Origin of the sequence: Kitasatospora purpeofusca (assembly GCF_000718025.1) — a bacterium.
Taxonomy (GTDB): domain Bacteria; phylum Actinomycetota; class Actinomycetes; order Streptomycetales; family Streptomycetaceae; genus Kitasatospora; species Kitasatospora purpeofusca.
Genome location: NZ_JODS01000014.1, coordinates 110,692 through 133,598 on the forward strand (window position 1 = coordinate 110,692; position 22,907 = coordinate 133,598).

The 22,907-nt window shown below is 73.2% G+C and carries 19 protein-coding genes and 2 pseudogenes; 8 read left to right on the top strand and 13 right to left on the bottom strand.

All coding sequences use genetic code 11. The annotated features are described in order from the left end of the window. The first annotated feature begins 175 nt into the window (after positions 1–175). Positions 176–958, top strand: a complete 783-nt coding sequence (locus IF01_RS0120805; protein WP_078880147.1) for a maleylpyruvate isomerase family mycothiol-dependent enzyme — start codon at positions 176–178, stop codon at positions 956–958. Between the two features lie 57 nt (positions 959–1,015). Continuing rightward, positions 1,016–1,669 carry an MBL fold metallo-hydrolase gene (locus tag IF01_RS0120810; protein ID WP_030394976.1) on the top strand — a complete coding sequence of 218 codons (654 nt, stop codon included), beginning with the start codon at positions 1,016–1,018 and terminating at the stop codon, positions 1,667–1,669. A gap of 77 nt (positions 1,670–1,746) precedes the next feature. Here IF01_RS0120810 and IF01_RS0120815 read toward each other — a convergent pair whose 3' ends face one another. The 4 genes from IF01_RS0120815 to zapE form a co-directional block, all read right to left on the bottom strand. Next, complete coding sequence (locus IF01_RS0120815) at positions 1,747–2,748, bottom strand: TerC family protein (protein WP_030394977.1); 1,002 nt, start codon at positions 2,746–2,748, stop codon at positions 1,747–1,749. Positions 2,749–2,960: 212 nt separating this feature from the next. Next, the gene (locus IF01_RS0120820) at positions 2,961–3,542 is read right to left on the bottom strand and encodes a TerD family protein (protein WP_030394978.1); all 582 of its coding nucleotides are present in this window, start codon (positions 3,540–3,542) and stop codon (positions 2,961–2,963) included. Positions 3,543–3,944: 402 nt separating this feature from the next. Beyond that, positions 3,945–6,050 (bottom strand): excinuclease ABC subunit UvrB, encoded by a 2,106-nt coding sequence (gene uvrB / locus IF01_RS0120825; protein ID WP_030394979.1) that lies wholly within the window; start codon positions 6,048–6,050, stop codon positions 3,945–3,947. 36 nt (positions 6,051–6,086) lie between these two features. After that, positions 6,087–7,163: a cell division protein ZapE gene (gene zapE, locus IF01_RS0120830; protein WP_244215574.1), complete on the bottom strand. Its 1,077-nt coding sequence runs from the start codon at positions 7,161–7,163 to the stop codon at positions 6,087–6,089. A gap of 62 nt (positions 7,164–7,225) precedes the next feature. On the opposite strand from zapE, the gene IF01_RS0120835 reads away from it, so the two are divergent. The 4 genes from IF01_RS0120835 (at position 7,226) to msrB (ending at position 10,575) form a co-directional block, all read left to right on the top strand. Then, positions 7,226–7,993 (top strand): pyrimidine reductase family protein, encoded by a 768-nt coding sequence (locus tag IF01_RS0120835; RefSeq protein ID WP_030394981.1) that lies wholly within the window; start codon positions 7,226–7,228, stop codon positions 7,991–7,993. Positions 7,994–8,134: 141 nt separating this feature from the next. After that, positions 8,135–8,596 carry a hypothetical protein gene (locus IF01_RS0120840; RefSeq protein WP_030394982.1) on the top strand — a complete coding sequence of 154 codons (462 nt, stop codon included), beginning with the start codon at positions 8,135–8,137 and terminating at the stop codon, positions 8,594–8,596. Between the two features lie 146 nt (positions 8,597–8,742). Next, entirely contained in the window at positions 8,743–10,146 is a 1,404-nt protein-coding gene (gene murC / locus IF01_RS0120845) for a UDP-N-acetylmuramate--L-alanine ligase (protein WP_030394983.1), read from the top strand. A gap of 21 nt (positions 10,147–10,167) precedes the next feature. Further along, on the top strand, positions 10,168–10,575 hold the full coding sequence (msrB, locus tag IF01_RS0120850) for a peptide-methionine (R)-S-oxide reductase MsrB (RefSeq protein ID WP_030394984.1): 408 nt from the start codon (positions 10,168–10,170) through the stop codon (positions 10,573–10,575). 165 nt (positions 10,576–10,740) lie between these two features. Here the strand turns inward: msrB and IF01_RS45725 are convergent. The 9 genes and pseudogenes from IF01_RS45725 to IF01_RS0120895 form a co-directional block, all read right to left on the bottom strand. Then, positions 10,741–11,877: pseudogene (locus tag IF01_RS45725) on the bottom strand (RNA-guided endonuclease InsQ/TnpB family protein); the annotation flags it as partial. A gap of 103 nt (positions 11,878–11,980) precedes the next feature. Next, positions 11,981–13,234, bottom strand: a complete 1,254-nt coding sequence (locus tag IF01_RS0120855; RefSeq protein ID WP_030394985.1) for a cytochrome P450 — start codon at positions 13,232–13,234, stop codon at positions 11,981–11,983. Beyond that, a complete protein-coding gene (locus IF01_RS0120860) occupies positions 13,231–13,866 on the bottom strand; it encodes a GTP-binding protein (protein ID WP_030394986.1) in 636 nt (211 codons plus the stop codon). The genes IF01_RS0120855 and IF01_RS0120860 overlap by 4 nt, the downstream gene beginning before the upstream one ends. Next, the gene (locus IF01_RS0120865; protein ID WP_030394987.1) at positions 13,844–14,206 is read right to left on the bottom strand and encodes a DUF742 domain-containing protein; all 363 of its coding nucleotides are present in this window, start codon (positions 14,204–14,206) and stop codon (positions 13,844–13,846) included. The genes IF01_RS0120860 and IF01_RS0120865 overlap by 23 nt, the downstream gene beginning before the upstream one ends. Continuing rightward, positions 14,203–14,595 (bottom strand): roadblock/LC7 domain-containing protein, encoded by a 393-nt coding sequence (locus tag IF01_RS0120870; RefSeq protein ID WP_030394988.1) that lies wholly within the window; start codon positions 14,593–14,595, stop codon positions 14,203–14,205. Before IF01_RS0120870 ends, IF01_RS0120865 begins: the two co-directional genes overlap by 4 nt. A 107-nt stretch (positions 14,596–14,702) precedes the next feature. Beyond that, positions 14,703–16,607 (bottom strand): ATP-binding protein, encoded by a 1,905-nt coding sequence (locus IF01_RS0120875; protein ID WP_051755779.1) that lies wholly within the window; start codon positions 16,605–16,607, stop codon positions 14,703–14,705. Positions 16,608–16,704: 97 nt separating this feature from the next. Continuing rightward, complete coding sequence (locus IF01_RS0120885) at positions 16,705–17,727, bottom strand: MBL fold metallo-hydrolase (protein ID WP_051741332.1); 1,023 nt, start codon at positions 17,725–17,727, stop codon at positions 16,705–16,707. A gap of 231 nt (positions 17,728–17,958) precedes the next feature. Continuing rightward, entirely contained in the window at positions 17,959–18,705 is a 747-nt protein-coding gene (locus IF01_RS0120890) for a hypothetical protein (protein ID WP_030394990.1), read from the bottom strand. Between the two features lie 207 nt (positions 18,706–18,912). After that, complete coding sequence (locus tag IF01_RS0120895; RefSeq protein WP_030394991.1) at positions 18,913–19,833, bottom strand: GNAT family N-acetyltransferase; 921 nt, start codon at positions 19,831–19,833, stop codon at positions 18,913–18,915. A 434-nt stretch (positions 19,834–20,267) separates the two neighbouring features. On the opposite strand from IF01_RS0120895, the pseudogene IF01_RS45730 reads away from it, so the two are divergent. Beyond that, a pseudogene (locus IF01_RS45730) lies at positions 20,268–21,553 on the top strand (MbnB/TglH/ChrH family RiPP precursor modification enzyme). Between the two features lie 178 nt (positions 21,554–21,731). Further along, positions 21,732–22,814 carry a TIGR04222 domain-containing membrane protein gene (locus tag IF01_RS0120910; RefSeq protein WP_030394994.1) on the top strand — a complete coding sequence of 361 codons (1,083 nt, stop codon included), beginning with the start codon at positions 21,732–21,734 and terminating at the stop codon, positions 22,812–22,814. Positions 22,815–22,907: the final 93 nt, after the last annotated feature.

Sequence of the window (22,907 nt, forward strand, 5' to 3'; positions counted from 1 at the left end):
GATTATCGAGCTCGTCCAGCCGGGTCCACCCGAACGAGTGAGGACGATGCGCGGAGTCTTGACGCGCGGACCGAAAAGCCCCTGCTCGGCGGGGGGGCAACGGCGGTAGCGTCACCTGGTCAACGAGCGAAGCCCCCTCGGGGCAACGCGCCGTCTCCCACCGAAGGCCGAATCGATGACCGACCCGCAGACCGACCCGCGCACCGGGCCGCAGACCGACCCCGCCCCCTCCCTCCCCGCCGTCGCCGCCCGGCGCCTGGCCGAGGTCGAGGAGAGCACCCGCCTGCTGCTGCGGACCGTCGCCGGGATCGGGGCGGAGGCCGCCGCCGGGCCCTCCGCGCTGCCCGGCTGGACCCGCGGCCACGTCCTCGCCCACCTCGCCCGCAACGCCGACTCGCTGGTCAACCTGCTGGACGGCGCCCGCACCGGCACCGACATCCCGCAGTACCCGAGCCAGGAGGCCCGTGACCGGGACATCGAGGAGGGCGCGCCCCGCCCGGTGGACGAGCAGCTCGCCGACCTGCGCGCCTCCCACGCCCGCTTCGTAGCGGCGGCCGCCCTGCTGCCGGACGGGGCCTGGGCCGCGGAGGTCAAGCACCGCAGCGGCGCCGTCTTCCCGGCCGCGGAGATCCCCTGGCGGCGGCTGGCGGAGGTCGAGTACCACCACGTCGACCTGGACGCCGGCTACACCCCCGCGCACTGGCCGGAGGAGTTCGCCGCCACCGAGTTCCGGCAGCTCGCCGAGAAGCTGGCCGGACCGGCCGGCGCCGGGCTGCCCGCCGTCGAGCTGCTGGCCGAGGACACCGCCGAACGCGCCGTGATCGGCGCCGGCACCCCCGCCCTGACCGTCGAGGGCCCCGTCCGCGCCCTGCTCGCCTGGCTCTCCGGCCGGTCCGACGGCGCCGCCCTGCGCCGCACCCCCGGCACCGACCTGCCGGTCCTCCCCCCGTTGGGCTGAGCCCCCTCGCAGGCGCGAGGATGGCCCTGACCCTGTAGCCCGACAAGGAGCGGACGTATGACGTACCACGGAGCGGTCAAGGTCGGCGGGCCGCCGGACGTGCGCGAGCTGGCGCACCTGATCATCACCAAGGTGGCGGTCGGCCCCCACAACAACAACGCCTACCTGCTGCGCTGCCGGGACACCGACGAGCAGTTGCTGATCGACGCGGCGGCCGACGCGCCGGTGCTGCTGGAGACGGTCGGCGAGCGGCTGGCCACCGTGGTCACCACCCACCGCCACCACGACCACTGGGGGGCGCTGGCCGAGGTGGTCGCCGCCACCGGCGCGCGCACCGCGGCGGGCGAGCACGACGCCGAGGGCATCGACGTCCCCACCGCGCTGCCGCTCGCGGACGGCGACACCCTCGCGGTGGGCCGCTGCGAGCTGACCGTCCGGCACCTGGTCGGCCACACCCCCGGCGCGATCGTGCTGGTCTACGACGACCCGGTGGGCCACCAGCACGTGTTCACCGGCGACTGCCTCTTCCCCGGCGGCATCGGCAACACCTGGGGCGACCGGGACGCCTTCGCGAGCCTGTTCCGGGACGTCACCGGGAAGATCTTCGACGTGCTGCCGGACGAGGCCTGGGTCTACCCCGGCCACGGCGACGACACCACCCTCGGCACCGAGCGCCCGCACCTCGCGGAGTGGCGCGAGCGCGGCTGGTAGCCGCCGACAGCCGGAACGGGCGGGCCCGCGACCGAGGTGATCGGTCGCGGGCCCGCCCGTTCGACGGAGGAGGTGCGTCAGGCGTCCAGCTTCTCCGGCTCGCCCTGCCCGCCCTGCTCCGCCTGCTCGGCCAGGGCGGCCTTCTTGGAGGCCATCAGGCTGGTCGCGGTGGTGATGGCGAGCACCACCACGATGAAGCCCAGCGAGAACGGGATGCCGATCTCCGGCACGTGCACACCCTGCTCGTGCAGCGCGTGCAGCACCAGCTTCACCCCGATGAAGCCCAGGATGACCGACAGGCCGTACGACAGGTGGACCAGCTTCTTCAGCAGACCGCCGATGAGGAAGTACAGCTGGCGCAGGCCCATCAGGGCGAAGGCGTTGGCGGTGAAGACGATGTACGGGTCCTGGGTCAGGCCGAAGATCGCCGGGATCGAGTCCAGCGCGAACAGGACGTCGGTGGTGCCGATCGCGATCATGACGATCAGCATCGGGGTCATCAGCCGGCGGCCGTTCTCCCGAACGAAGAGCTTGGTGCCGTGGTACTTGTCGGTCGACGGGAAGCGCTGCTCGATCGACTTGAGCAGGCGGTTCTCCTCGAACTCCTCTTCCTCCTCGTCGGCCCGCGCCTCCTTGATCAGCTTCCAGGCCGTCCAGATCAGGAAGCCGCCGAAGATGAAGAAGACCCAGGAGAACTGGGCGACCAGCGCGGCACCGCCGGCGATGAAGACCGCGCGCAGCACCAGGGCGATGATCACACCGAACATCAGCACGCGCTGCTGGTAGATCCGCGGCACCGCGAACTTGCCCATGATCAGGATGAAGACGAACAGGTTGTCGACACTGAGCGACTTCTCGGTGATGTAGCCGGCGAAGAACTCACCGGCCGGCGTCGCGCCGGAGTGCCACCAGAGGAAACCGCCGAAGATCACCGCCAGCACGACCCAGACCGTGGTCCAGATGCCGGCTTCCTTGATCGAGACCTCGTGCGGCTTGCGCCCGCCGATGAAGAAATCGGCCACGACCAGTGCCAACAGCACCACGATCGTGCCGACCCACAAACTTACGGAAACGTCCACTACTGCTCCTCCGGCAGGTAGGCGAGACAGTCATCGTCACTGCCGGAGGTCTCTTCCGCCCGTCGGACGCGCGACTGCGCGACCGCGGACCAGCGCCCCGGGGTGCCGTGACAGGCACCCGTGATGACGGGGACGACTGCGAGGGAATACTCCCCTCCGCTGCAAGAAGGGTAACAGCACTCCCAAGGAAAGGTAAAGAAGGTAAAGAACCGTCAGAGGAACGGCTCGATGGCGGGCAGCAGGTCCTGGAAGGAGCGGCCCTTCGCCGGGGCGCCGATCGCCTGCATCTCCCAGCCCCCGGCACCGTCCCGGAACACCTTCGCCATGATCTGCCCGGTGTGCGGACCGCCGCCGGTCAGGTCGTAGCGGGCCAGCTCCAGCCCGGTCGACTCGTCCACCAGCCGGCAGTGCGCGTTCTGCACCTCGGCGAAGGTCTGCCCGGTGTAGGAGCTGACCGTGAACACCACCTGGGTGATGTGCGGCGGCACGTGCGCCAGGTCCACCAGGATCGCCTCGTCGTCCTCCCCCGCCCCGGAGCCGCCGACCAGGTTGTCCCCGGTGTGCCGGACCGAACCGTCGGAACTCTCCAGGTGCTGGAAGAAGACCACGTCGGACGGAGTGTGCTCGGCGTACAGCAGCGCCGAGGCGTCCAGGTCGATCTGCCGCGTCCGGCTGCCGAACAGGCCCCGCCGGGGCGCCGCCCGCCAGCCCAGGCCCATCCGGACCACGGTCAGCGTCTCCCCCGGGCCCGTCTGCAGACTGACCCGCTGCCCCTTGGCCAGGTTCACCGACACGGCGGTTGTCCTCTCTGCCCAGCCGCACGGGATCCCCGCGCCGGCTCCACGGTGGAACACCCCGTTGCCGTCCCCCGGCTGAGGCCCCCTCTTTACCGGCCGCCCGACAAGGACGGCACCGCGGACCAGCCTAGGCCCTGTCTCCTGGATCCTTGCCGGGGCCTCGACGCCGGGGCACGCACCTCGCCGCGTTGTCGTCGGTCGCCAATGCTCCGCAGTGGCTCCCTCCTCCGCCTTGCGATGCACGCACCCCACCGCCGCGGCCTGACCCGACAAGATCCAGGAGACAGGGCCTGAGCCCTGCGGTCCAACGCCTTTCCCGCCGTGTACCCCCTCGCCGGGGCGGCGACGCACCGGCGGGCGCGGCCGGGCAGAGAACCGGCCACGCCCGCCGGGCGGGCGTCAGGCGATGCCGGCCTCGCGCATCTGGCGCAGCTCCCGCTTCAGCTCCTTGACCTCGTCGCGCAGCCGGGCCGCCACCTCGAACTGGAGGTCGGTCGCGGCGGCGTGCATCCGCTCGGTCATCGACTGGATCAGCTCGGCCAGCTCCGCGGCCGGCATCGACTTCGCCGGCTTGCGGTCGGCGCCCAGGGCCGGCACCGGCGCCTTGCCCTTGGCCCCCTTGCCGCCGCCCGGCGCGCGGTAACCGGTGGAGAGCAGCTCGTCGGTGTCCACGTCCTCGCGGGCGAGGGTGTCCAGGATGTCGCCGATCTTCTTGCGCAGCGGCTGCGGGTCGATCCCGTGCTTCTTGTTGTACGCCTGCTGGACCTCCCGGCGGCGGTTGGTCTCGTCGATGGCCTTCTCCATCGCCGGGGTGATCCGGTCCGCGTACATGTGGACCTGGCCGGAGACGTTGCGGGCCGCGCGGCCGATGGTCTGGATCAGCGAGGTGCCGGAGCGCAGGAAGCCCTCCTTGTCCGCGTCCAGGATCGCCACCAGCGACACCTCGGGCAGGTCCAGGCCCTCGCGGAGCAGGTTGATGCCCACCAGTACGTCGTACTCGCCGGCCCGCAGCTCGCGCAGCAGCTCGACCCGGCGCAGGGTGTCGATGTCGCTGTGCAGGTACCGGACCCGGATGTCCAGGCCGAGCATGTAGTCGGTGAGGTCCTCGGACATCTTCTTGGTGAGCGTGGTGACCAGGACCCGCTCGTCCCGCTCCACCCGCTTGCGGACCTCGTGCACCAGGTCGTCGATCTGGCCCTCGGTCGGCTTGACGATCACCTCGGGGTCGATCAGACCGGTCGGGCGGATGATCTGCTCGACCTGGCCGTCGCCCCGGGAGAGCTCGAACTTCCCCGGGGTCGCCGACAGGTAGACGGTCTGGCCGATCCGCTCCAGGAACTCCTCCCACTTCAGCGGGCGGTTGTCCATCGCCGAGGGCAGCCGGAAGCCGTGCTCGACCAGGGTCCGCTTGCGCGAGGCGTCACCCTCGTACATGGCGCCGATCTGCGGCACGGTGACGTGCGACTCGTCGATGACCAGGAGGAAGTCCTCCGGGAAGTAGTCCAGCAGGGTGTTCGGCGGGGAGCCGGGCTCGCGGCCGTCGAAGTGCATCGAGTAGTTCTCGACCCCGGAGCAGGTGCCGATCTGGCGCAGCATCTCGATGTCGTAGGTGGTGCGCATGCGCAGCCGCTGGGCCTCCAGCAGCTTGCCCTGCTTCTCCATCCTGGCGAGGGTCTGCTCCAGCTCCTTCTCGATGTCGGTGACCGCGCGCTCCATCCGCTCCGGACCGGCCACGTAGTGCGAGGCCGGGAAGACGTACACGGAGTCGTCCTGGCTGATGATCTCGCCGGTGAGCGGGTGCAGGGTGTAGAGCGCCTCGATCTCGTCGCCGAACATCTCGATCCGGACGGCCAGCTCCTCGTACACCGGGAAGATCTCGATGGTGTCGCCGCGGACCCGGAAGGTGCCGCGGGTGAAGGCCAGGTCGTTGCGGGTGTACTGGATTTCGACGAAACGGCGCAGCAGCACGTCCCGGTCGATCTCCTCGCCGACCTTCAGCCGCACCATCCGGTCCACGTACTCCTGCGGGGTGCCGAGGCCGTAGATGCAGGACACGGACGCGACCACGATCACGTCCCGGCGGGTGAGCAGCGAGTTGGTCGCCGAGTGGCGCAGCCGCTCGACCTCCTCGTTGATCGAGGAGTCCTTCTCGATGTAGGTGTCCGTCTGCGGGACGTACGCCTCGGGCTGGTAGTAGTCGTAGTACGAGACGAAGTACTCGACCGCGTTGTTGGGCAGCAGTTCGCGGAACTCGTTCGCCAGCTGCGCCGCCAGCGTCTTGTTCGGCGCCATCACCAGGGTGGGCCGCTGCAGCTTCTCGATCATCCAGGCCGTGGTGGCCGACTTGCCGGTACCGGTGGCACCGAGCAGGACGACGTCCTTCTCCCCGCCGCGGATCCGCCGCTCCAGCTCGGCGATCGCCGCCGGCTGGTCACCGTTGGGCTGGTAGGGACTGACGACCTCGAAGGGCGCCACTGACCGCTCAATACTCGTGATGGGTCGCACGCCACCACCGTACGACCCACCACCGACAAGCGCGGACTACTTGGCGCTGTCCCGGGCGAGGGCGACGAGGCGGGAGACGGCGCGGAGGTACTTCTTGCGGTAGCCGCCGCGGAGCATCTCCTCGGGGAAGACCTGGTCGAAGGGGAGGCCGGAGGCGGTGATGGGGAGTTCGCGGTCGTACATGCGGTCGGCGAGGACGACCAGGCGCAGGGCGGTGGACTGGTCCTCGACCTGGCGGACGCCGCGCAGGCAGACGGCGGTCACGTCGTCCAGGAGGGCGCCGTAGCGGCTGGGGTGGACGGCGGGGAGGTGGGCGAGCAGGGTGTCGAAGTCGTCCAGCGAGGCGCCGGGGGTGCGGGCGGCGACGGCGTCGACCTCGGCGTCGCCGTAGGGCGGCGGGGCGTCGGGCAGGCCGCGGTGGCGGTAGTCCTGGCCGTCGATCCGCATCGGGCGGAAGTGCGCCGACAGGCCCTGGATCTCGCGCAGGAAGTCGGCGGCGGCGAACCGGCCCTCGCCGAGCTTCTCCGGCAGGGTGTTGGAGGTGGCGCACAGTTTGACGCCGTTCTCGACCAGGCGGCCGAGCAGGGTGGAGACCAGGACGGTGTCGCCCGGGTCGTCCAGCTCGAACTCGTCGATGCACAGCAGGCGGTGGTCGGACAGGGTCCGCACGGCCTGCTGGAAGCCGAGCGCGCCGACCAGGTTGGTCAGCTCGACGAAGGTGCCGAAGGCCTTGGGGCCGGGGACGGCGTGCCAGAGCGAGGCGAGCAGGTGGGTCTTGCCGACGCCGTAGCCGCCGTCGAGGTAGATGCCGGCCGGGCCGACGGGGGCCGGGGCGCTGCGGCGGAACCAGCCGCGCTTGGGCGCGGCGCCGTTCCCGCCGTTGAGCGCACCCGCGAACTGCTCCAGGACCTGCACGGCCTCGTACTGGCTGGGCTGGCCCGGGTCCGGGATGTACGTCCCGAAGCTCACGTCGGAGAAGCGCGGCGGCGGCACCATCTCGGCGACCAGGCGCTCGGCGGGCACGACCGGACGGCGGTCGGTGAGGGCGATCGGCGAACCGGCGCTGCCGGCTATCGGCTCGGTCACGGTGTCGGGGCGGGAGGCTGCGGGCACGGTGGTCAAGGGTACGCCCGCCCGGCGCGGACTCCGACCCCGGCCGCTGCGAGACTGGGGACATGCAGCAGCTGATCGCTCCGCCGGGCGCGGTGTTCGAGGATCCGGAGTCGTCGGAGGCGCTCGCCGCCGTGTACGCGTACCCCGGGCAGGTGAATCACGGCCGCCCGTGGCTGCGCGCCAACATGGTGGCCGGCCTGGACGGCGGGGCCCGGCTGGACGGGCTCTCGGAGGGCCTGTCGAGCCCGGCCGACAAGCGGATCTTCGGGGTGCTGCGGGCGCTGTCGGACGTGGTGCTGGTGGGCGCCGAGACGGTGCGCGCCGAGGGGTACGGCCCGGCCGCGGCGCCGGCCGGGTCCGCCGCGGCGCGCCGGGCGGCCGGGCAGGCGCCGGCCCCGGTGATCGCGGTCGTCAGCCGCTCGCTGGGCCTGGACCTCGCGGCGCCGCTGTTCACCGAACCGCTGGTGCGCACGGTGGTGGTCACCACCGAGGACGCGCCGGCGCGCAGCCTGGCCGCGGTGGCCGAGGTGGCCGACGTGATCGCGGTCGGACGGGGTTCGGTGGACCTGCCGGCGGCGGTCGCGGCGCTGGCGGAGCGGGGCCTGCCGCGGATGCTGACCGAGGGCGGCCCGCGGCTGCTGGGGCAGCTGGCCGCCGCGGACCTGCTGGACGAGCTGTGCCTGTCGCTGGCCCCGCTGATCACCGGCGGCGACGCGCCGCGCATCATCCACGATGCGGAAATGCCTGACGTGCGGCGGATGCGACTGGTCTCATTGATCGAGCAGAAAGGATTCCTCTTCACCCGTTACCTGCGTCCGCCGACCCCATGACCTCCGCACCGTGATCCCGCTCTCTTCCGGGACTTCCTCCGCGTGGCCCGTGTGCCGGGTGAGCAGCGTGCGGAAAGCTTCCGCCGGGCAGTATGGGATGCGAAGCCGGGGCCCGGGGGCCGGTGTCTGGAAGGGACTCACGTGTTCAAGACGGTACTGATGATCGAAAAGGCGCTCTCCGACGCCGACGTGGAGCTCGTCACCACGCTGCACAGCGAGGAGAAGGTGTCCTTCGTCGTCCTGATGCAGCCGCGCGGCAAGCAGGACGAACTGCTGCGGGCGCTGGACGACGTGGCCCTCGGCCACCTCGACAAGGTGGTGCGCGAGCACGACGAGTCCGAGAGCGGGCCCACGGTCGCCACCGAGTCGCTGGAGCACAGCCTGCGCCACCTGCGCCGGGCCGGCGCCGAGGCGGTCGGCGAACTGGTCGAGGAGAAGCCGCTGGACCGGCTGCGCGCCGTGGTGGAGGAGCACCGCGCCGACGAGGTGGTGGTGCTCACGTCCCCGCACTTCGTGGAGGAGTTCTTCCACCGCGACTGGGCCTCCCAGGCCCGCCACAAGGTGGGCGTCCCGGTGCTGCGGCTGTTCGCCAGCGACTCCTGACCCCGGCCCTCCCCGCGTCGGGCGGGGCGGGGTCCGGGCGCCGTCGTGGTGCAGAATCGTCCTTGCGGTCCGGCGCGCCCCGGCCGCGAGGACGAAACGACCGTCGTCCGCACCTCCCCCGTCCCCGCCCCGTACGGAGCCCCGCCTTGAACGACGCCGCGCACGACCTGCACGCCCCGCACTTCATCGGCATCGGCGGCGCCGGCATGTCCGGCCTGGCGAAGATCCTCGCGGTGCGCGGGGCCAGCGTCTCCGGCAGCGACTCCAAGGAGTCCGAGACCGTCCTCGCGCTGCGCGCCCTCGGCGCCGCCGTCCACATCGGCCACGCCGCCGAGCACGTGCCGGACGGCGCGAGCAGCATCGTGGTCTCCAGCGCCATCCGCGCCGACAACCCGGAGCTGGCCGCGGCCCGCGAGCGCGGCATCCCGGTGGTGCACCGCTCCGACGCGCTCGCCGCGCTGATGGGCGGCCGCCGGGCGCTGGCGGTGGCCGGCACCCACGGCAAGACCACCACCACCAGCATGCTCGCCGTCGCCCTCGGCGAACTGGGCCTGGACCCGTCCTACGCGATCGGCGGCGACCTCGACGCCCCCGGTTCCAACGCCCACCACGGCACCGGCGAGATCTTCGTCGCCGAGGCCGACGAGAGCGACCGCAGCTTCCACAAGTACGCGCCCGAGGTGGCGATCGTGCTCAACGTGGAGCTGGACCACCACGCCAACTACGCCTCGATCGACGAGATCCACGAGTCCTTCGAGACCTTCGTCGCCCGGATCACCCCCGGCGGCACCCTGGTGGTCTCCGCCGACCACGACGGCGCCCGCGAGCTGACCGCCCGGGTGGCCGGCCGCGAGGACCTGAACGTGGTCACCGTCGGCGCCGCCGAGGACGCCGACCTGCGGGTGCTGTCGGTCGTCGCGCGCGGCATGACCAGCGAGGTCACCGTGCTGCTGGACGGCGAGGAGCTGGGCTTCACCGTCTCGGTGCCCGGCCGGCACTACGCCCACAACGCGGTCGCCGCGCTGGCCGCCGGTGTCGCGCTGGGTGTCCGGGCCGCGGACCTGGCGAAGGCCCTCGGCGCCTACACCGGCGTGCGCCGCCGGCTCCAGCTCAAGGGCGAGGCGGGCGGCGTCCAGGTGATCGACTCCTACGCCCACCACCCGACCGAGATGACCGCCGACCTGGAGGCGATCCGGGAGGCCACCGAGGGCCGGGTGCTGGTGGTCTTCCAGCCGCACCTGTTCAGCCGCACCCAGCAGCTCGCCGAGGAGATGGGCGCCGCGCTGGCGCTCGCCGACGCCTCCGTGGTGCTGGACATCTACCCGGCCCGCGAGGACCCGATCCCCGGTGTCACCAGCGAGCTGATCCTCGACGCCGCCCGCCGGGCCGGTGCCGAGGTCACCGCCGAGCACGACTTCGCCGCCGCCCCGGCCCTGCTGGCCGGCCTGGCCCGCCCCGGCGACCTGCTGCTCACCATGGGTGCCGGGGACGTCACCAACCTGGGACCGGAAATCCTGGAGCACCTCGCGAACGTTTCCACCAACGTCTGAGTCCCCCGACCTGGAGCCGTCATGAGCTACGAGATCGAGAAGACCGACGCCGAGTGGCGTGAGCAGCTGTCCCCGGAGGAGTACCACGTCCTCCGGGAGGCCGGCACCGAGCGCCCGTTCACCGGCGAGTACACCGACACCAAGACCGTCGGCGTCTACGGCTGCCGGGCCTGCGGGGCCGAGCTGTTCAGCTCCGAGACCAAGTTCGACAGCCACTGCGGCTGGCCGTCCTTCTTCGACCCCCGGAACTCCGACGCGGTGGAGCTACTCGAGGACAGCAGCCTCGGCATGCGACGGGTCGAGGTGCGCTGCGCCCGTTGCGGCGGCCACCTTGGACACGTGTTCGAAGGCGAGGGATACGGAACCCCCACCGACCTCCGTTATTGCATCAACAGTGTCTCGCTGACCCTGAAGCCCGATGAAGGCTGACGGACCAGCGCTACTGCTTGACTTCCTCCCCGCCTCGCGGCAGGGGTTCGGGCGCGTGCTTCCTCCGACGGGGCGCGCGCCCGATGGTTGGCGCTTCACGGACCGGGCACTCCCGAGGTCTCCACGCCCTGGCACCGCATGCCCTGCGGCGATGAGGATGTTCTTGGCGGCATTCACATCCGCGTGATCACAATGCCCACAGGCAGTGCACCGGAAGCCGGCTTGGCTCTCGCGCGACTTCGCGTCCCGGTATTTGCAGGCGTTGCACGTCTGGGAGGTGTATGCCGGGTGCACCAGCACGATCCGGGTGCCGGTGCAACGAGCCCGACTACGGAGCGCCAGTTCGAACAGACCCCAGCTCTTCGCAAGGATCGAACGGTTGAGCCCCGCCTTCTGCTGGACGTTCCGGCCAGGTTCGTCGACCGTACCGGCTGCACTGGCGGTCATCGACTTGATCCGCAGATCCTCCAGAACGACCACCGCGTGTTGGTCCGCGATCCGGTTCGCCGTCCAGGCACAGAAGTCTGCCCGCCGGTTGCGGGCACGAGCCGCCAACGATCCGATCGCCGCCACCGTCCGCCGACGACGTCCGCTCCCGGCCGTCTGTCGCGCCAGTTTCTGCTGAAGTCGGCGCATCCGTGCCGACTCGCCCGGGGAGACGAAGGGCCGGTCGTAGAAATGACCGGCCGAAGTGGTCAGCGCCACCTTCACGCCCCTGTCGATTCCGACCACGCTTCCGGGAAGCGCATGGCATGCCGGGGTCCGCTGCTCGTCTTCTATCAGGAAGGAGACGAACCAGTGTCCGCCTCTGCGCGAAACCGTCGCCGATCGGATGCGACCACCCGGCGCTCGCGACCAACGGAACCGGACCCACCCGAGCTTGGGAAGACGCACCCGACCCCATCTGCGACTGGTTCTCTCCACCGCAATCTGCTTCGCATCCGGAAAGCGGAACGAGGGCGACCAGCGCGCCTTGGAACGCCATCGAACGTTGAAAGTCCCTCGCTCCCGACAGGCCCGATCGAGATCACGTAGCGCCTGCTGCAGAATGTGAGAAGGCGCCTCCGCGAGCCATGGAAACTCCCGCTTCGCCACGGCCAACTCCGCGGCCTGCGGCTCATAGTTCATCCAGGCACCGCGCCGACGGTATTCCCTGCGCTGTTCCAAGGCGATATTCCAAACCGCCCGACAGATGTCACCGAATGTCTCGCACAGCTCGACCTGACTGCATGTCGGATCAAGCCGGTACTGCCATCCGGACAACACTGCGCCTCCTCCGCTCCGACCACGAACGTACGCCACCGAGACGGCCCGGGCAGTGACTATTTGAACAAACCACAGAATTGACCACAAATTTTATGGATGCAACCTCACGTGATCGAAATTTTAAACCTTTCCTTCGGCACTATCCGGTGACCGGGGTGAAGCGGACCGGGAGGCGGACCAGGGCGCGGTGGAAGGGGCCCGGGCGCCAGCGCAGGGTGTCGGCGGGCTCGGCGAGTTCGAGGTCGCCGATCCGGCTGGTCAGCTGCTCGACGGCGGTGATCGCGATCAGCAGGGCCGGGTCGCGGGCCGGGCAGGCGTGCGGGCCGGCCGCCCAGGCGAGGTGCGCCGACTCGCCGCTGCGCAGCCCGGCCGTGTCGGGGCTGTCGGCCGGCGGGGCGGCCTCGGAGTTGGCGGCGGCGTAGGAGACCAGGACGAGCGAGCCGGCCGGGATCGCCCGGCCGTGCAGGACGGTGTCGCAGCGCGGGTAGTGGGCGGAGAGGTTGGCCAGCGGCGGCTCGTGCCAGAGCACCTCGTCGATCGCCTGGTGCGCGGTCATCGCTCCGCCGAACAGCGAGCCGGCGTAGCGGGCGTCGGTGAGCAGCCGGCGCAGGGCGTTGCCGATGAGGTTGGTGGTCGGCTCGTTCCCGGCGATCATGGTCAGGGTGATCTGCCGGACCACCTCGTCGTTGTCGAGCCCCGCCGGGTGGGTGAGGAACCAGGAGGTCAGGTCGTGCCGGGGGCGTTCGCGGCGCTCGGCGACCATCGCGGTGACCACGGCGACGAGGTCCGCGTACGCGGTCACCGCCTGCCGGGTGGACTCGATCATGCCGACGATGCCGGCCACCAGCCGTTCCCGGTGCTCGTCGGGCACGCCGAACCAGGTGGTGACCACGTGGACGGGCAGCCGGCGGGCGTAGTCGGCGATGAGGTCGGCGGAGCCGGTGGCCCCGAAGGTGCCGATCAGCCGGTGGGCGACCTCGGCGACCCGGCGCTGCAGCAGGTGCGGCTCCAGCAGCGCGAGGCCGTCGGTGATCACCTGCCGGTAGCGGGCGTGCGTCTCGCCGTCGCTGAACAGGGCGGTCGGCCGGTAGCCGAGCACCGGGAGCAGCGGGGAGTCCGGGGGGACGGTCTGCTGCCAGGCCCGGGAGTCCTTGGAGTAGGTGTCGGTGTCGCGCAGCAGGTCCAGCGCGGCCTGGTAGTCGGTGACCAGCAGGGCCTCGACGCCGGGAGCGATCTCCACCGGGGCGACCGGGCCCTGCCGGCGCAGCCGCTCGTAGACGGTCTGCGGGTCGGCGGCGAAGGCCGGGCCGTGCAGGGCGGTCGGGGGCAACGCGGCGAGGGGTTGCGCGGCGGAGGGCTGGGCAGTGGGCGGCTGGGCGGTGGGGGTGGTCATGACTGCTCCGGGGCGGAGGGCGGCAGGCCGTGCAGGACGTGTTCGGTGAGCGCGATCAGGGCGTCCAGGCTGGAGCCGCGCTCGCGGGCGTCGCAGAGCACCAGCGGGGTGGCCGGGTGCAGGTCGAGGTGGGCGCGGAGCACCTCGGGCGGGTGCGCCGGCGATTCGGGGAAGCGGTTGACCGCGACCGCGTACGGCAGGCCCTGCTCCTCGACCATGTCCATGATCTCGAAGGAGTCGGCGAGCCGGCGGGTGTCCGCCAGGACCAGGGCACCGAGGGCGCCGCGCGCGATGTCCTGCCAGAGCGGGAAGAACCGCCGCTGGCCGGGGGTGCCGAACATGTACAGCACCACCTCGCCGGGCAGGGTGAGCCGCCCGAAGTCGACCGCGACCGTGGTGGTGGACTTGCCGGGGAGGCCCGCCAAATCGTCGACGGGCGCGCCGGTCTCGGTCATCGCCTCCTCGGTGTGCAGGGTGGGGATCTCCGAGAGGGTGCGGATGAAGGTCGTCTTGCCGACGCCGAAGGGGCCGGCGACCACGAGCTTCATCAGCGTCTGTTCGGGGTCGGGCAGGTAGCCCACCCGGTCCGGGCGCCCCGGACCGGGCGGCCTACCGGAGAGTGCGGAGTCCAACGAGGAGCCTCTCGACGAGGGAGCGGTCGGTCTGCTGGGCGCGGGGGATCGGCGCGCGGGCGTGCAGGCAGCCCGCCTCGACCAGGTCCGCCGCGAGGAAGACGGTCGCGCTGACCGGGAGCCGCAGGTGCGCGGCGGCCTCCACGACGGTGAGCGCGCCGGGCCGCAGCAGTTCCCAGAGCCGCCGGTGCTCGGCCTCCAGCTCGGTGAGCGCCTCCGGCTGCTCGGCGCCGGTCGCGAACAGCACGGTCAGCCGTTCGAATCCGTCGGCGCCGGCGCGGGCCCGGCCGCCGGTGGCCAGGTAGGCGGGCACCATCCGCCTGCGGGGGACGGCGGTCATGACCGCGGGGCGTCCTGCCGCCTGGCCGGGCTGGCCAGGGCGCGGCCGAGGGCGGCCACCTGGACCTGCATCTGGTAGGCGACGTTGCCGAGTTGGGCCTCGGGCGTGGTGAACACCGCGAGCGACGTGTTCTCCCCGGCCGGGACGACGACGGCGAAGCCCAGCTCGGACTCGACCACGGTCTGCGCCAGCCGGGGCTGCTCGGTGTCGGTGAAGGCGGTGGTGAACGCGCGGGCGGCCGCGTGGACGGTGGCGGTCATCGCGGCGACCCGCTCGGCGGAGGCGCGGCCGAGGCCGGCCGAGGCGGCCTCGACCAGGCCGTCACCGGTGGCGATCACCGCGTGGACGACGCCCGGCAGCTCCAGGAGCGGGCTCAGCACCCACCCGATGCCTTCGGCGGCGGCCGGGGCGCCGCCGGTGGGCGCGCCCGCGGGTGCGGGGGTGGCGGTGGCGGTGGCGGTGCTGGGGCTGGACGTGCTGCTCACGGCGCGGCTCCTCAGGAGGTCTGGGTGCTCCGGCGGCCGGACGCCGCCGCGGGACCGGCGCCGGTGTGGGCGGCGTCGGGGCGGGGCGGGGCCGCCCGGTCGGCGCCGGCGGGGCCGGTCGCCTCGGGGGACGGGGAGTGGGGGCTCTGGGTGGCGTCGGCCTCGGCGGCTTCGGCGGTGACGGCCTCGGTGACGGCCTCGGTGACGGCGGCCTCGGCGGTGCCGGCCTCCGCCTCCGCGACGGCGGCGCGGCCGGAGCCGGTGCCGTGCTGGAGCGCCTGCCAGCGGGCGGCCGCCTGCTCGGGCGTCCGCACCGGGCGGACGGCGCCGGGCGCGGATGCCGAGACACCGTCGGCGGGCGAGGGCTGCGCGGGCACCGGCCGACGCCGGCGGCGGCTGGGCAGCCCGGTGCCGTCGTCCGGCACGGCGGGCTCGTCCGGCACCGCCCGCACCGGCGGGACGGCGTGCACCGGCGGTCCGTCGGACGGGCGCTGCGGGTCGGACGGGCCGGGCAGCTCGGGCCGGTCCTGCACCGGGGGGACGACATGGATGGTCGGGACACCCTCGCGGGCGCGTCCGCCCGCGGCGGTGGCTGGACCGGCCGGACCGGATCCGGCCCGCAGCGGCAGCGGGGTGAGCACCGACAGCGGCTGCTCCTCGTCCACCACCGTCAGCAGCCCGGCCGGGATCCGGACCAGGGCGCGCATCCCCCCGTACGGGGAGGGCTCGACGTGGCAGGAGAAGCCGTACTGCCGGGCCAGCTTGCCGACCACCGCGAACCCGGTCCGCGGCGGGTTGCCCAGCTCGGTGAGCAGTACGTCGGTCGGGCCCGCCAGCAGTCGGCGGGCCCGGCGGAGCTGGTCCTCCTCCATCCCGATGCCGCTGTCGTCGACGATCACCATCGCGCCCCGGCCGCCCTGCTGGAGGGTGACCGGGACGTCCGTCTCGGGGTGCGAGTAGGCGGTGGCGTTGGCGAGCAGTTCGGCGACCGCGATGGCCACCGGCTCGGCGGCCCGGGCCACCACGGCCAGCCGGCCCTCGCGCAGGTGGTTGGCCACCTTGATTCGGGCGTAGCCGGGCACCCGGGAGAGCGCGCCGACCACCACCTCGGCGAGCGGCGAGTCGGTGCGGGCCAGGCCCGGCCAGGCCTCGCAGAGCACGGCGACGGTCTGGATCCGGCGCAGCGCGACCTCGTTGCGGAAGTCGACCTCCAGCAGCCGGGGGTCGTCGTTGTCGTCCTGGAGCTGCTGGACCAGGCTCTGGATCTGGTAGAGCAGGGTCTGGATCTTGGAGGTGGCGCCGCGCATCGCGGAGCGGGCGGCGGCGTCGACGCGCTCCCGCTCGTCGGTGACGGCGGCGGAGGCCGCGTCCAGGACGGCCTGCAGGGCCTGCACGGCGGCCGGGCCGACGGCGGCGGCGTCGAGCGGTCCGGCGATCGGCGCGTTGGGGTGGCTCAGCCGCAGGGCGGCGGCGGCCACCCGCTCGGTGGCGAGGTGGCCGATCTCCGCCAGCAGGGCGGCGACGCCGGCCTCGGCCGCCGCGGCGCGCTGCTCGGCGGTGTCGGCCCGGTGGTCGGCGGCGGCCGCCCGGTGGTCGGCCTCGGCCGTGCGCTGTCCGGCCTCGGCGGCCCGGTTCTCCGCCCGGTGGGCGCGGTCCTCGGCGGCCAGCGCGCGGTCGGCCGCGGCGCTGGCCTCGACGGCCGCCTGCCGTGCCTCGGCCCCGGCCTCGCGGGCCTGCTGCTCGGCCCGGGCGGTCTGTCCCTCGGCGGCGCGGGCGCGTTCGGCGGCCAGGCCCGAGGCGGCGTCGGCGGCGTCGGCCCGGGCCACGGCGCGCGAGCGGCCGCGCGCCAGGAGCGCGGCGGCCACGAGCGCGGCGAGCGCGATCAGCGCCAGGGCCGGTACCAGGAACTGCGTCATCGACGTCCTCGGAGTTTCCTTGTACGAAGAACGGGCTCGGTCGGGGTGCCGACGGCCGGGTGCCGCAGGCCGGGGCTCGGGCTGTGGTGGCCGGGGCTCAGGCCGTGGCGCGGCCGTCCGCGCGCGGGCGGGGTGCCCGGCGGTCGGTGTCCTCGTCGATCTCACGGGCCACCAGCGCCACCTGGTTCATCGCCGCCAGGATGTTCGGCACCTCGCTGCCGTCCAGGTGCCGGTACTCGGCGGCGACGGTGAGCACCAGCCGCTCGGGCAGGCCGAGTTCGGGGTAGCGCTGCTCGGCGATGATCCGGCGGGCGGCGTCCAGCGCGGTGAGTCCGGCGCGGTGCAGGGCGTGGGTGCGCTCGCGGACGTGGGTGAGGTAGGCGATGTGCTCGTGCACGCCCGGGCGGTCGAGCACCGGTCCGTGGCCGGGCACGACGATCCGGGCGCCGGTGGCCAGGATCCGCTCGCAGGCGGCGATGACGTTCTCCAGCGGACCGGCCCAGTGCGAGGGGTGGTCGCCCGGCTGGGCGGCGGTCGAGCCGAAGATCACGTCGCCGGTGAACACCGCGCGCTGGTGCGGGAGGTGGACGATGAGGTCGCCGCCGGTGTGGGCTGCGGGCAGGCCGGTGATCTGCACCGGGTACTCCCCCACCCGCAGTTCCAGCTCGCCCTGGAAGACGGTGTCCGGGTGCACGGGATCGGTCGCGGACCAGTCGAACTGCCCGAAGTGGCGCCGGAGGTAGTCGCCGAGCGGCGAGTCCGGGTCGCTCCCGGTGACCAGCGCGTGGGTCTGCTGGGGCGTCGGCTCCCAGTGGATGTGCTCCAGCGCCTCGCGGGTGGCGATCACCTCGGCGTCCGGCAGCACGCCCGCGCCCCAGAGGTGGTCGCCGTTGGCGTGAGTGACGACGATCCGGTCGACGTCGACGCCGTCGGCCAGCCGCTTGCGGCTCTCGGCGAGGAACTCGGCGGCCAGCGAGGGGTCGTAGGGGGTGTCGATCCACAACGCTGTCCGTCGACCGGCGAGCAGTCCGCAGTTGGCCAGGCCCCAGCCCCGCTTCGGCGGGAGCCAGACGTACAGGTCCTCGGCAATCGCGCTCACGTTCGCACGGTTGATCGTCATGGCCGCGATTATGCCGATGATGTGACAGCGGTGGAGCGAAACCCTGGCGTTTTCGGCCATTCCCCGCCCCGGACTCTCCCGTCCCGCCCCTTTCCTCCCGGTTCGCCGCCCGCCACCGTTCCGGGATCCGGTCAACGGGCGCCCGGCATCCGGTCGGTGTGTGCCCGACATCCGGTCGGCGCGGCCTCGGGCGGACGGCCGACGCGGCCCGGGCGGACGGCCGACACGCGGTCAGCCGGACGGCAGCACGCGGCAGACCTCCACCGTCACGTCCACGGTGTCCAGGCCGATCACCCGGCCCTCGACGGCGACGAATCCTTTCTCCCCCGAGCGGAACAACCCGGCCAGTGGGGACTGCCGCCCGGCCGCCGCGAGCGCCTCCACCCCCATCGCCGAGCCGAAGGCGAAGACCCCGCAGAGCACCACGCAGGGCGCCTGCCGCGAGGTCCGGGTGACGAACACGAAGCCGTGGTCGCGGACGAGTTCGTCGGCCGCGTTGTACTGCGCCTCGAAGGCCATCCCGCCCCAGCGGGCCCGGGCCGCCTGCGGGTGCTCCAGCCGGAAGTCCGGGAAGTCGGTGGCCAGGACGCCCGCCGAGTAGGCGTTGACGCTCGGCCCGCCGACCGAGAAGGTCGGCATCCTCGGGTCCTGCGCGCCCGCGGTGACCAGCTCGATGGTGGCCTTGCGGTTGATCTTCCGCAGCAGGTCGGTGAGTTCGGCGATCGCCCGCGCCTCGGCCATCGGCATGAACAGCACGTTCCGCGGGCCCCGGCTGGTGAGCCGGCAGCCGTCCTTGGCGTAGGCGAACTCGCCGACCTCGATACTCGGCGTGACTATCTGCACCCGGCTGTACGGGCCGAGCAGCGCGCGCAGGAAGCCGTAGCGCAGGAAGAGGCGGGTCCGGGCGAGCGACCGCGCCGCGAGAAAGCCGATCACCGCCGGAACGAACCCGATCAGTATCTGGAGCAGGATCTCCACGGCACCCCCGCGATGACTCGGGCACGAACTGTCGGCGCCGATGTGATGCCCCGTAGAACCCCGGGAACTCCCGACCCGGGCCGACACCGGGCGTCCACGCCCCTCCACGCCCCCGATTCACCCGTCCGGCCCAGTCCGCCGGCCCGGCGGGCGTCACACTCCGTCATTGGTGGACGGGACAGGACCAGCCCGGTCGTGACAGGCCCGTCAGCCGTCCAGACGCTTGACGAACTTCCGCTCACTGGCACAGCGTTCGTAGCCCAGCCAGGCGTTGATCGCCAGCATCGGCGCGTTGGTCGCGTCGTTCGAGGTGTACGCGTGCCGCAGACCGGCCTCCCGGGCCAGGCGCAGCGACTCCAGCTTGGCGAGCTTGGCCAGCCCCCGGCCGCGGAACTCCCGGCGGCAGGCGGTGAACGCCGACCAGTAGCGGTCCGCGCCGTCCGTGTGGACGGCGGTGAACGCCGCCGGACGGCCGTCGACCGCGGCCACGACGCTCAGACCGGCGTCGAAGGCCGGGCGTTGCCACTCCCCCGCGAGCCACTCGTCGTAGTCGGCGGCGTCCATCACCACCTCGCCCGGCTCGTCCCGTATCGCGTCCGCCTCGACCAGGAACACCGGGTGCGGGTCGGCCGCCCAGTCGCGCGCCGGGCTCAGCTCGACGCCGGCCGGCAGCGGCGGGGCCTCCGGCAGCGGACGGGCGAGGTCCCGGGCGCCGAAGTGGGCGATCCGTCCCTCGGTGAAGCCCCGGGCCGCGGCGAAGGCGCGCGGACCGGGCTCCTCGTCCACCCAGCTGTGCAGTTCGACCACGCCGTGCCCGGCCAGGTGCCGTTCGGCGGCGGCCAGCAGCGCGGTGAAGGCGCCGCGTCGCCGGTACTCGGGCAGGACACTGCCGTTGGCGTGGCCGACGCCGGTCGTGCTGGTCCCGGTCACCACCCCGCAGCGGACCGAGCCGACCACCCGGCCGTCCAGCTCGGCGACGAAGGTGCGGTAGTGGCCCCTGGTCCGCTGGGCGTTCAGCCAGACGAACATCTCGGGCGCCTCGACCAGGTGCTCACGCCCGGCCCGGTGGGCGGCCGCCACAGCCCCGGCGTCCTCGGGGCGGAAGTCACGAATCGTCAGCGGTGTCATAGCTGCGTCACAGTAGCCACCGTCGGTCCGTCCGCGAACTCGTTTTCCGCCGCAACCGCCCCCACCAGCGGCGATGCGGGAAATTCGGGCCGAGGTCGCGGATTGACTCAACGCCAAGCTCAAGTAATGCTCTGAGATGACCGGTCGAGGCTTGGCAGCCGCTCAGTCCGGGGACATGCTCAGCACCACAGCCCGGCGGCCCTGGCGACGAGGCCCGCGCCGACCGACGGCTTTCCACCCAGCCCTCCGAAGGGGGCGCACCGATGACCTCCCCCGCCCTGCGGACCGCTCCGCAGCCGCCCGCAACGACGACGGGCACCACCGGCAGCACCACTGTCAGCACAACCACCGGCACCGCCGACACCACGGGCACGGGCACCACCGGCGCCGGCACCACGCGCCGGCTCGGCGTCGGCCTCGGCTGGCGCAGCGAGATCGACACCGTGGTCGAGCGGCAGCCCGGCCTGGACTGGGTCGAGGTCGTCGCCGAGAACATCTGCGACGACCACCTCCCCGCCTCCCTGCGGATCCTGCTCGACCGGGGCCTCACCGTCGTCCCGCACGGCGTCGGGCTCGGCCTCGGCGGCGCCGACCGGCCCGACCCGGCCCGGCTGGCCAAGCTCGCCGGGACTGCCGAGCTGCTCGGCTCCCCGGTGGTCACCGAGCACCTGGCGTTCGTCCGGGCCGGCGGCCTGGAGGCCGGCCACCTGCTGCCGGTGCCGCGCTCGCGCGACGCCCTGCGGGTGGTCGCCGAGAACGTGCGGATCGCCCAGGACCAGTTGCCGGTGCCGCTCGCCCTGGAGAACATCGCCGCCCAGCTGGCCTGGCCGGACGACGAGCTGACCGAGGGGCAGTTCCTGGCCGAGCTGGTCGAGCGGACCGGGGTCCGGCTGCTGATCGACGTCGCCAATCTGCACACCAACCGGGTCAATCTCGGCATCGACCCGGCCGCCGAACTGGACCGGCTGCCGCTGGAGGCGCTCGCCTACGTGCACGTCGCGGGCGGCACCATGGTCGACGGTGTCTGGCACGACACCCACGCCCACCCGGTCACCGAACCGGTGCTGGAGGTGCTGGCCGAGCTGTGCTCCCGGGTCGTGCCGCCCGGGGTGCTGCTGGAGCGCGACGCCGCGTTCCCGCCGCCGGCCGAGCTGGCGGCCGAACTCGACGCCGTCCGGCGGGTGCTGGAGGGCGGCCGGTGACCGCCGCCCCCGGCGCGGACGCCGCCGCCGTCTCCGCGTCCGGCACCGACACCGTGTCCGCCATCGACTCCGCTCTCTCCGCCGACGCCGTTTCCGCCACCGACGCCGCGCGGGCCCGGCTGGCGGCCCGGCAGACCGAACTGCTCACCGCCCTGGTGGCCGGCGGCCCGGTGCCGCCCGGCTTCGACCCGGCGCAGGTGCGCGCCCAGGCGACCGGCCTCGCCGCCAAGCGGCGCGACACCGCCGCCAAGGTGGTCCCGGACCTGCCCCGCCTGCTCGGCGCGCAGTACGGGCCGCTGTTCCTCGCCTACGCCCGCGGCAATCCGCAGACCGGCGGCTACCGCGCCGACGCCCGGGCCTTCGCCGAGTGGGCACTCACCGGCCGCCCGGAACCGTCCGAGGACCAACGACGGGACCTGGAACGCTGGCTCCGTCCGGCGCCCGAGGACCGTTCCGAACGCCGGCCCGGCCCGCTCGCCCGCCTGCGCCGCGCCCTGCGGCCCGGCCGGGAGGCCTGAGCACCGGGCCCGCGCCCGCACCGCACCACTCCCTTCAGCACCCGTGCCCGTCCGCCCCGACGCCGCGCCCGCCCGGGCCGCGCGTCCGTCCGGACCGCACCCCAGCACCGCCCCACCACCGCCCCACGACGGCGCCACGCGCGCCCGAACCATGTCTCACCACCCGGGGGAACCACTCATGTGGCACAACGCCTTCTACCTCGTGCCCGGCCTCCTGCTGGCCGCCACCGTGCTCTACGCGCAGCAGGCCAAGCAGGCCGCGCAGCGCGTCAGCGACCCCAAGGGCCTGCCCGGCCGCGGCATCGCCCTGCTGGAGGCCGCCTTCCTGTCCGGGGGCCCGGGCCGGGTCTTCGACACCGCCCTGGTCCGGATGCACCGACGCGGCCACGTCGTGGTCAGCCGCTCCCGGCTGGTCACGCTGACCGCCAGTGAGCCCCTCGACGAGGTCGACGGCGCGATCGTCGACGCGATCGGCCCGTCCCGCAGCCGGGACCTCGACTCGCTGCGCGTCGCGGTGATGCGCGCGCCCGCCGTCCAGGCCGTCGGCGACGCCCTGGCCGCCCGCGGCCTGCTGCGCAACCCGGAGCGGCTGCGCCGGGCCCGGACCGCGAACCGGACGATCTGGCTCGCCCTGGCGGTCACCCTGGCGTTCGCCGTCGCCGCCCTGCTGCTGGCCTCCGACGAGCCGGGCAGCGACGGCCCCTCGCTCTGGATCCCGATGGTGCTGCTCGTCCTCGGCCTGGTCTCGCTGCTGGCCACCCGTCCGCCCAAGGGCCGGGTCACCCCGGCCGGGCGGCGCCAGCTCGGACTGATGGACACCGGCAAGCCCTGGCAGCCGCACCACGGCGCGTTCGTGAGCGGCGCGGACGCCGTGCTGCTCGGCGCCGTCGCGATGGGCGGCCTGGCCCTGGTCGGCGCCGACGGCCTCGGCGACGCGGAACTGCACGAGGCGATGCTCGCCGCGGCGGCCACCGACCAGTCGGCCCGGGCCTTCGCCGCCGCCGGCGGCGGCCCCTCGTCCTCCGGTTCCTCCGGTTCCTCCGGCTCCTCCTGCGCGACCGGCCCGGCCACCTGGTGCGGCTCCTCCTCGGACTCCTCCGGCTCCTCCGGCTCCTGCGGTTCCTCGGGTTCGGGCTGCGGCAGCTCCGCCAGCTGCTCCTCCGGCTCCAGCTGCTCCTCGGGCTCCTCCTGCGGGTCCTCCTCGGGCTCCAGCTGCGGCGGTGGCTCCAGCTGCGGCGGCGGCGGGGGCTGCGGATCCTGAGCCCCGACCGGGGGCCGAGGACGCACCGGACGTCACAGTTCGGTATCGCGGTCCGGGAAGACGTTCCGCGTGCGGCGCGGCCGGGACTACAAC

What these genes read in the sequence shown, in the direction of transcription:
- IF01_RS0120805 (WP_078880147.1), top strand. Translation starts at nt 176, where the DNA reads ATGACCGACCCGCAGACCGACCCGCGCACCGGGCCGCAGACCGACCCC.
- IF01_RS0120810 (WP_030394976.1), top strand. Translation starts at nt 1,016, where the DNA reads ATGACGTACCACGGAGCGGTCAAGGTCGGCGGGCCGCCGGACGTGCGC.
- IF01_RS0120835 (WP_030394981.1), top strand. Translation starts at nt 7,226, where the DNA reads ATGCAGCAGCTGATCGCTCCGCCGGGCGCGGTGTTCGAGGATCCGGAG.
- msrB (WP_030394984.1), top strand. Translation starts at nt 10,168, where the DNA reads ATGAGCTACGAGATCGAGAAGACCGACGCCGAGTGGCGTGAGCAGCTG.
- IF01_RS0120855 (WP_030394985.1), bottom strand. Translation starts at nt 13,234, where the DNA reads ATGACCACCCCCACCGCCCAGCCGCCCACTGCCCAGCCCTCCGCCGCG.
- IF01_RS0120865 (WP_030394987.1), bottom strand. Translation starts at nt 14,206, where the DNA reads ATGACCGCCGTCCCCCGCAGGCGGATGGTGCCCGCCTACCTGGCCACC.
- IF01_RS0120875 (WP_051755779.1), bottom strand. Translation starts at nt 16,607, where the DNA reads ATGACGCAGTTCCTGGTACCGGCCCTGGCGCTGATCGCGCTCGCCGCG.
- IF01_RS0120885 (WP_051741332.1), bottom strand. Translation starts at nt 17,727, where the DNA reads ATGACGATCAACCGTGCGAACGTGAGCGCGATTGCCGAGGACCTGTAC.
- IF01_RS0120895 (WP_030394991.1), bottom strand. Translation starts at nt 19,833, where the DNA reads ATGACACCGCTGACGATTCGTGACTTCCGCCCCGAGGACGCCGGGGCT.
- IF01_RS0120910 (WP_030394994.1), top strand. Translation starts at nt 21,732, where the DNA reads ATGTGGCACAACGCCTTCTACCTCGTGCCCGGCCTCCTGCTGGCCGCC.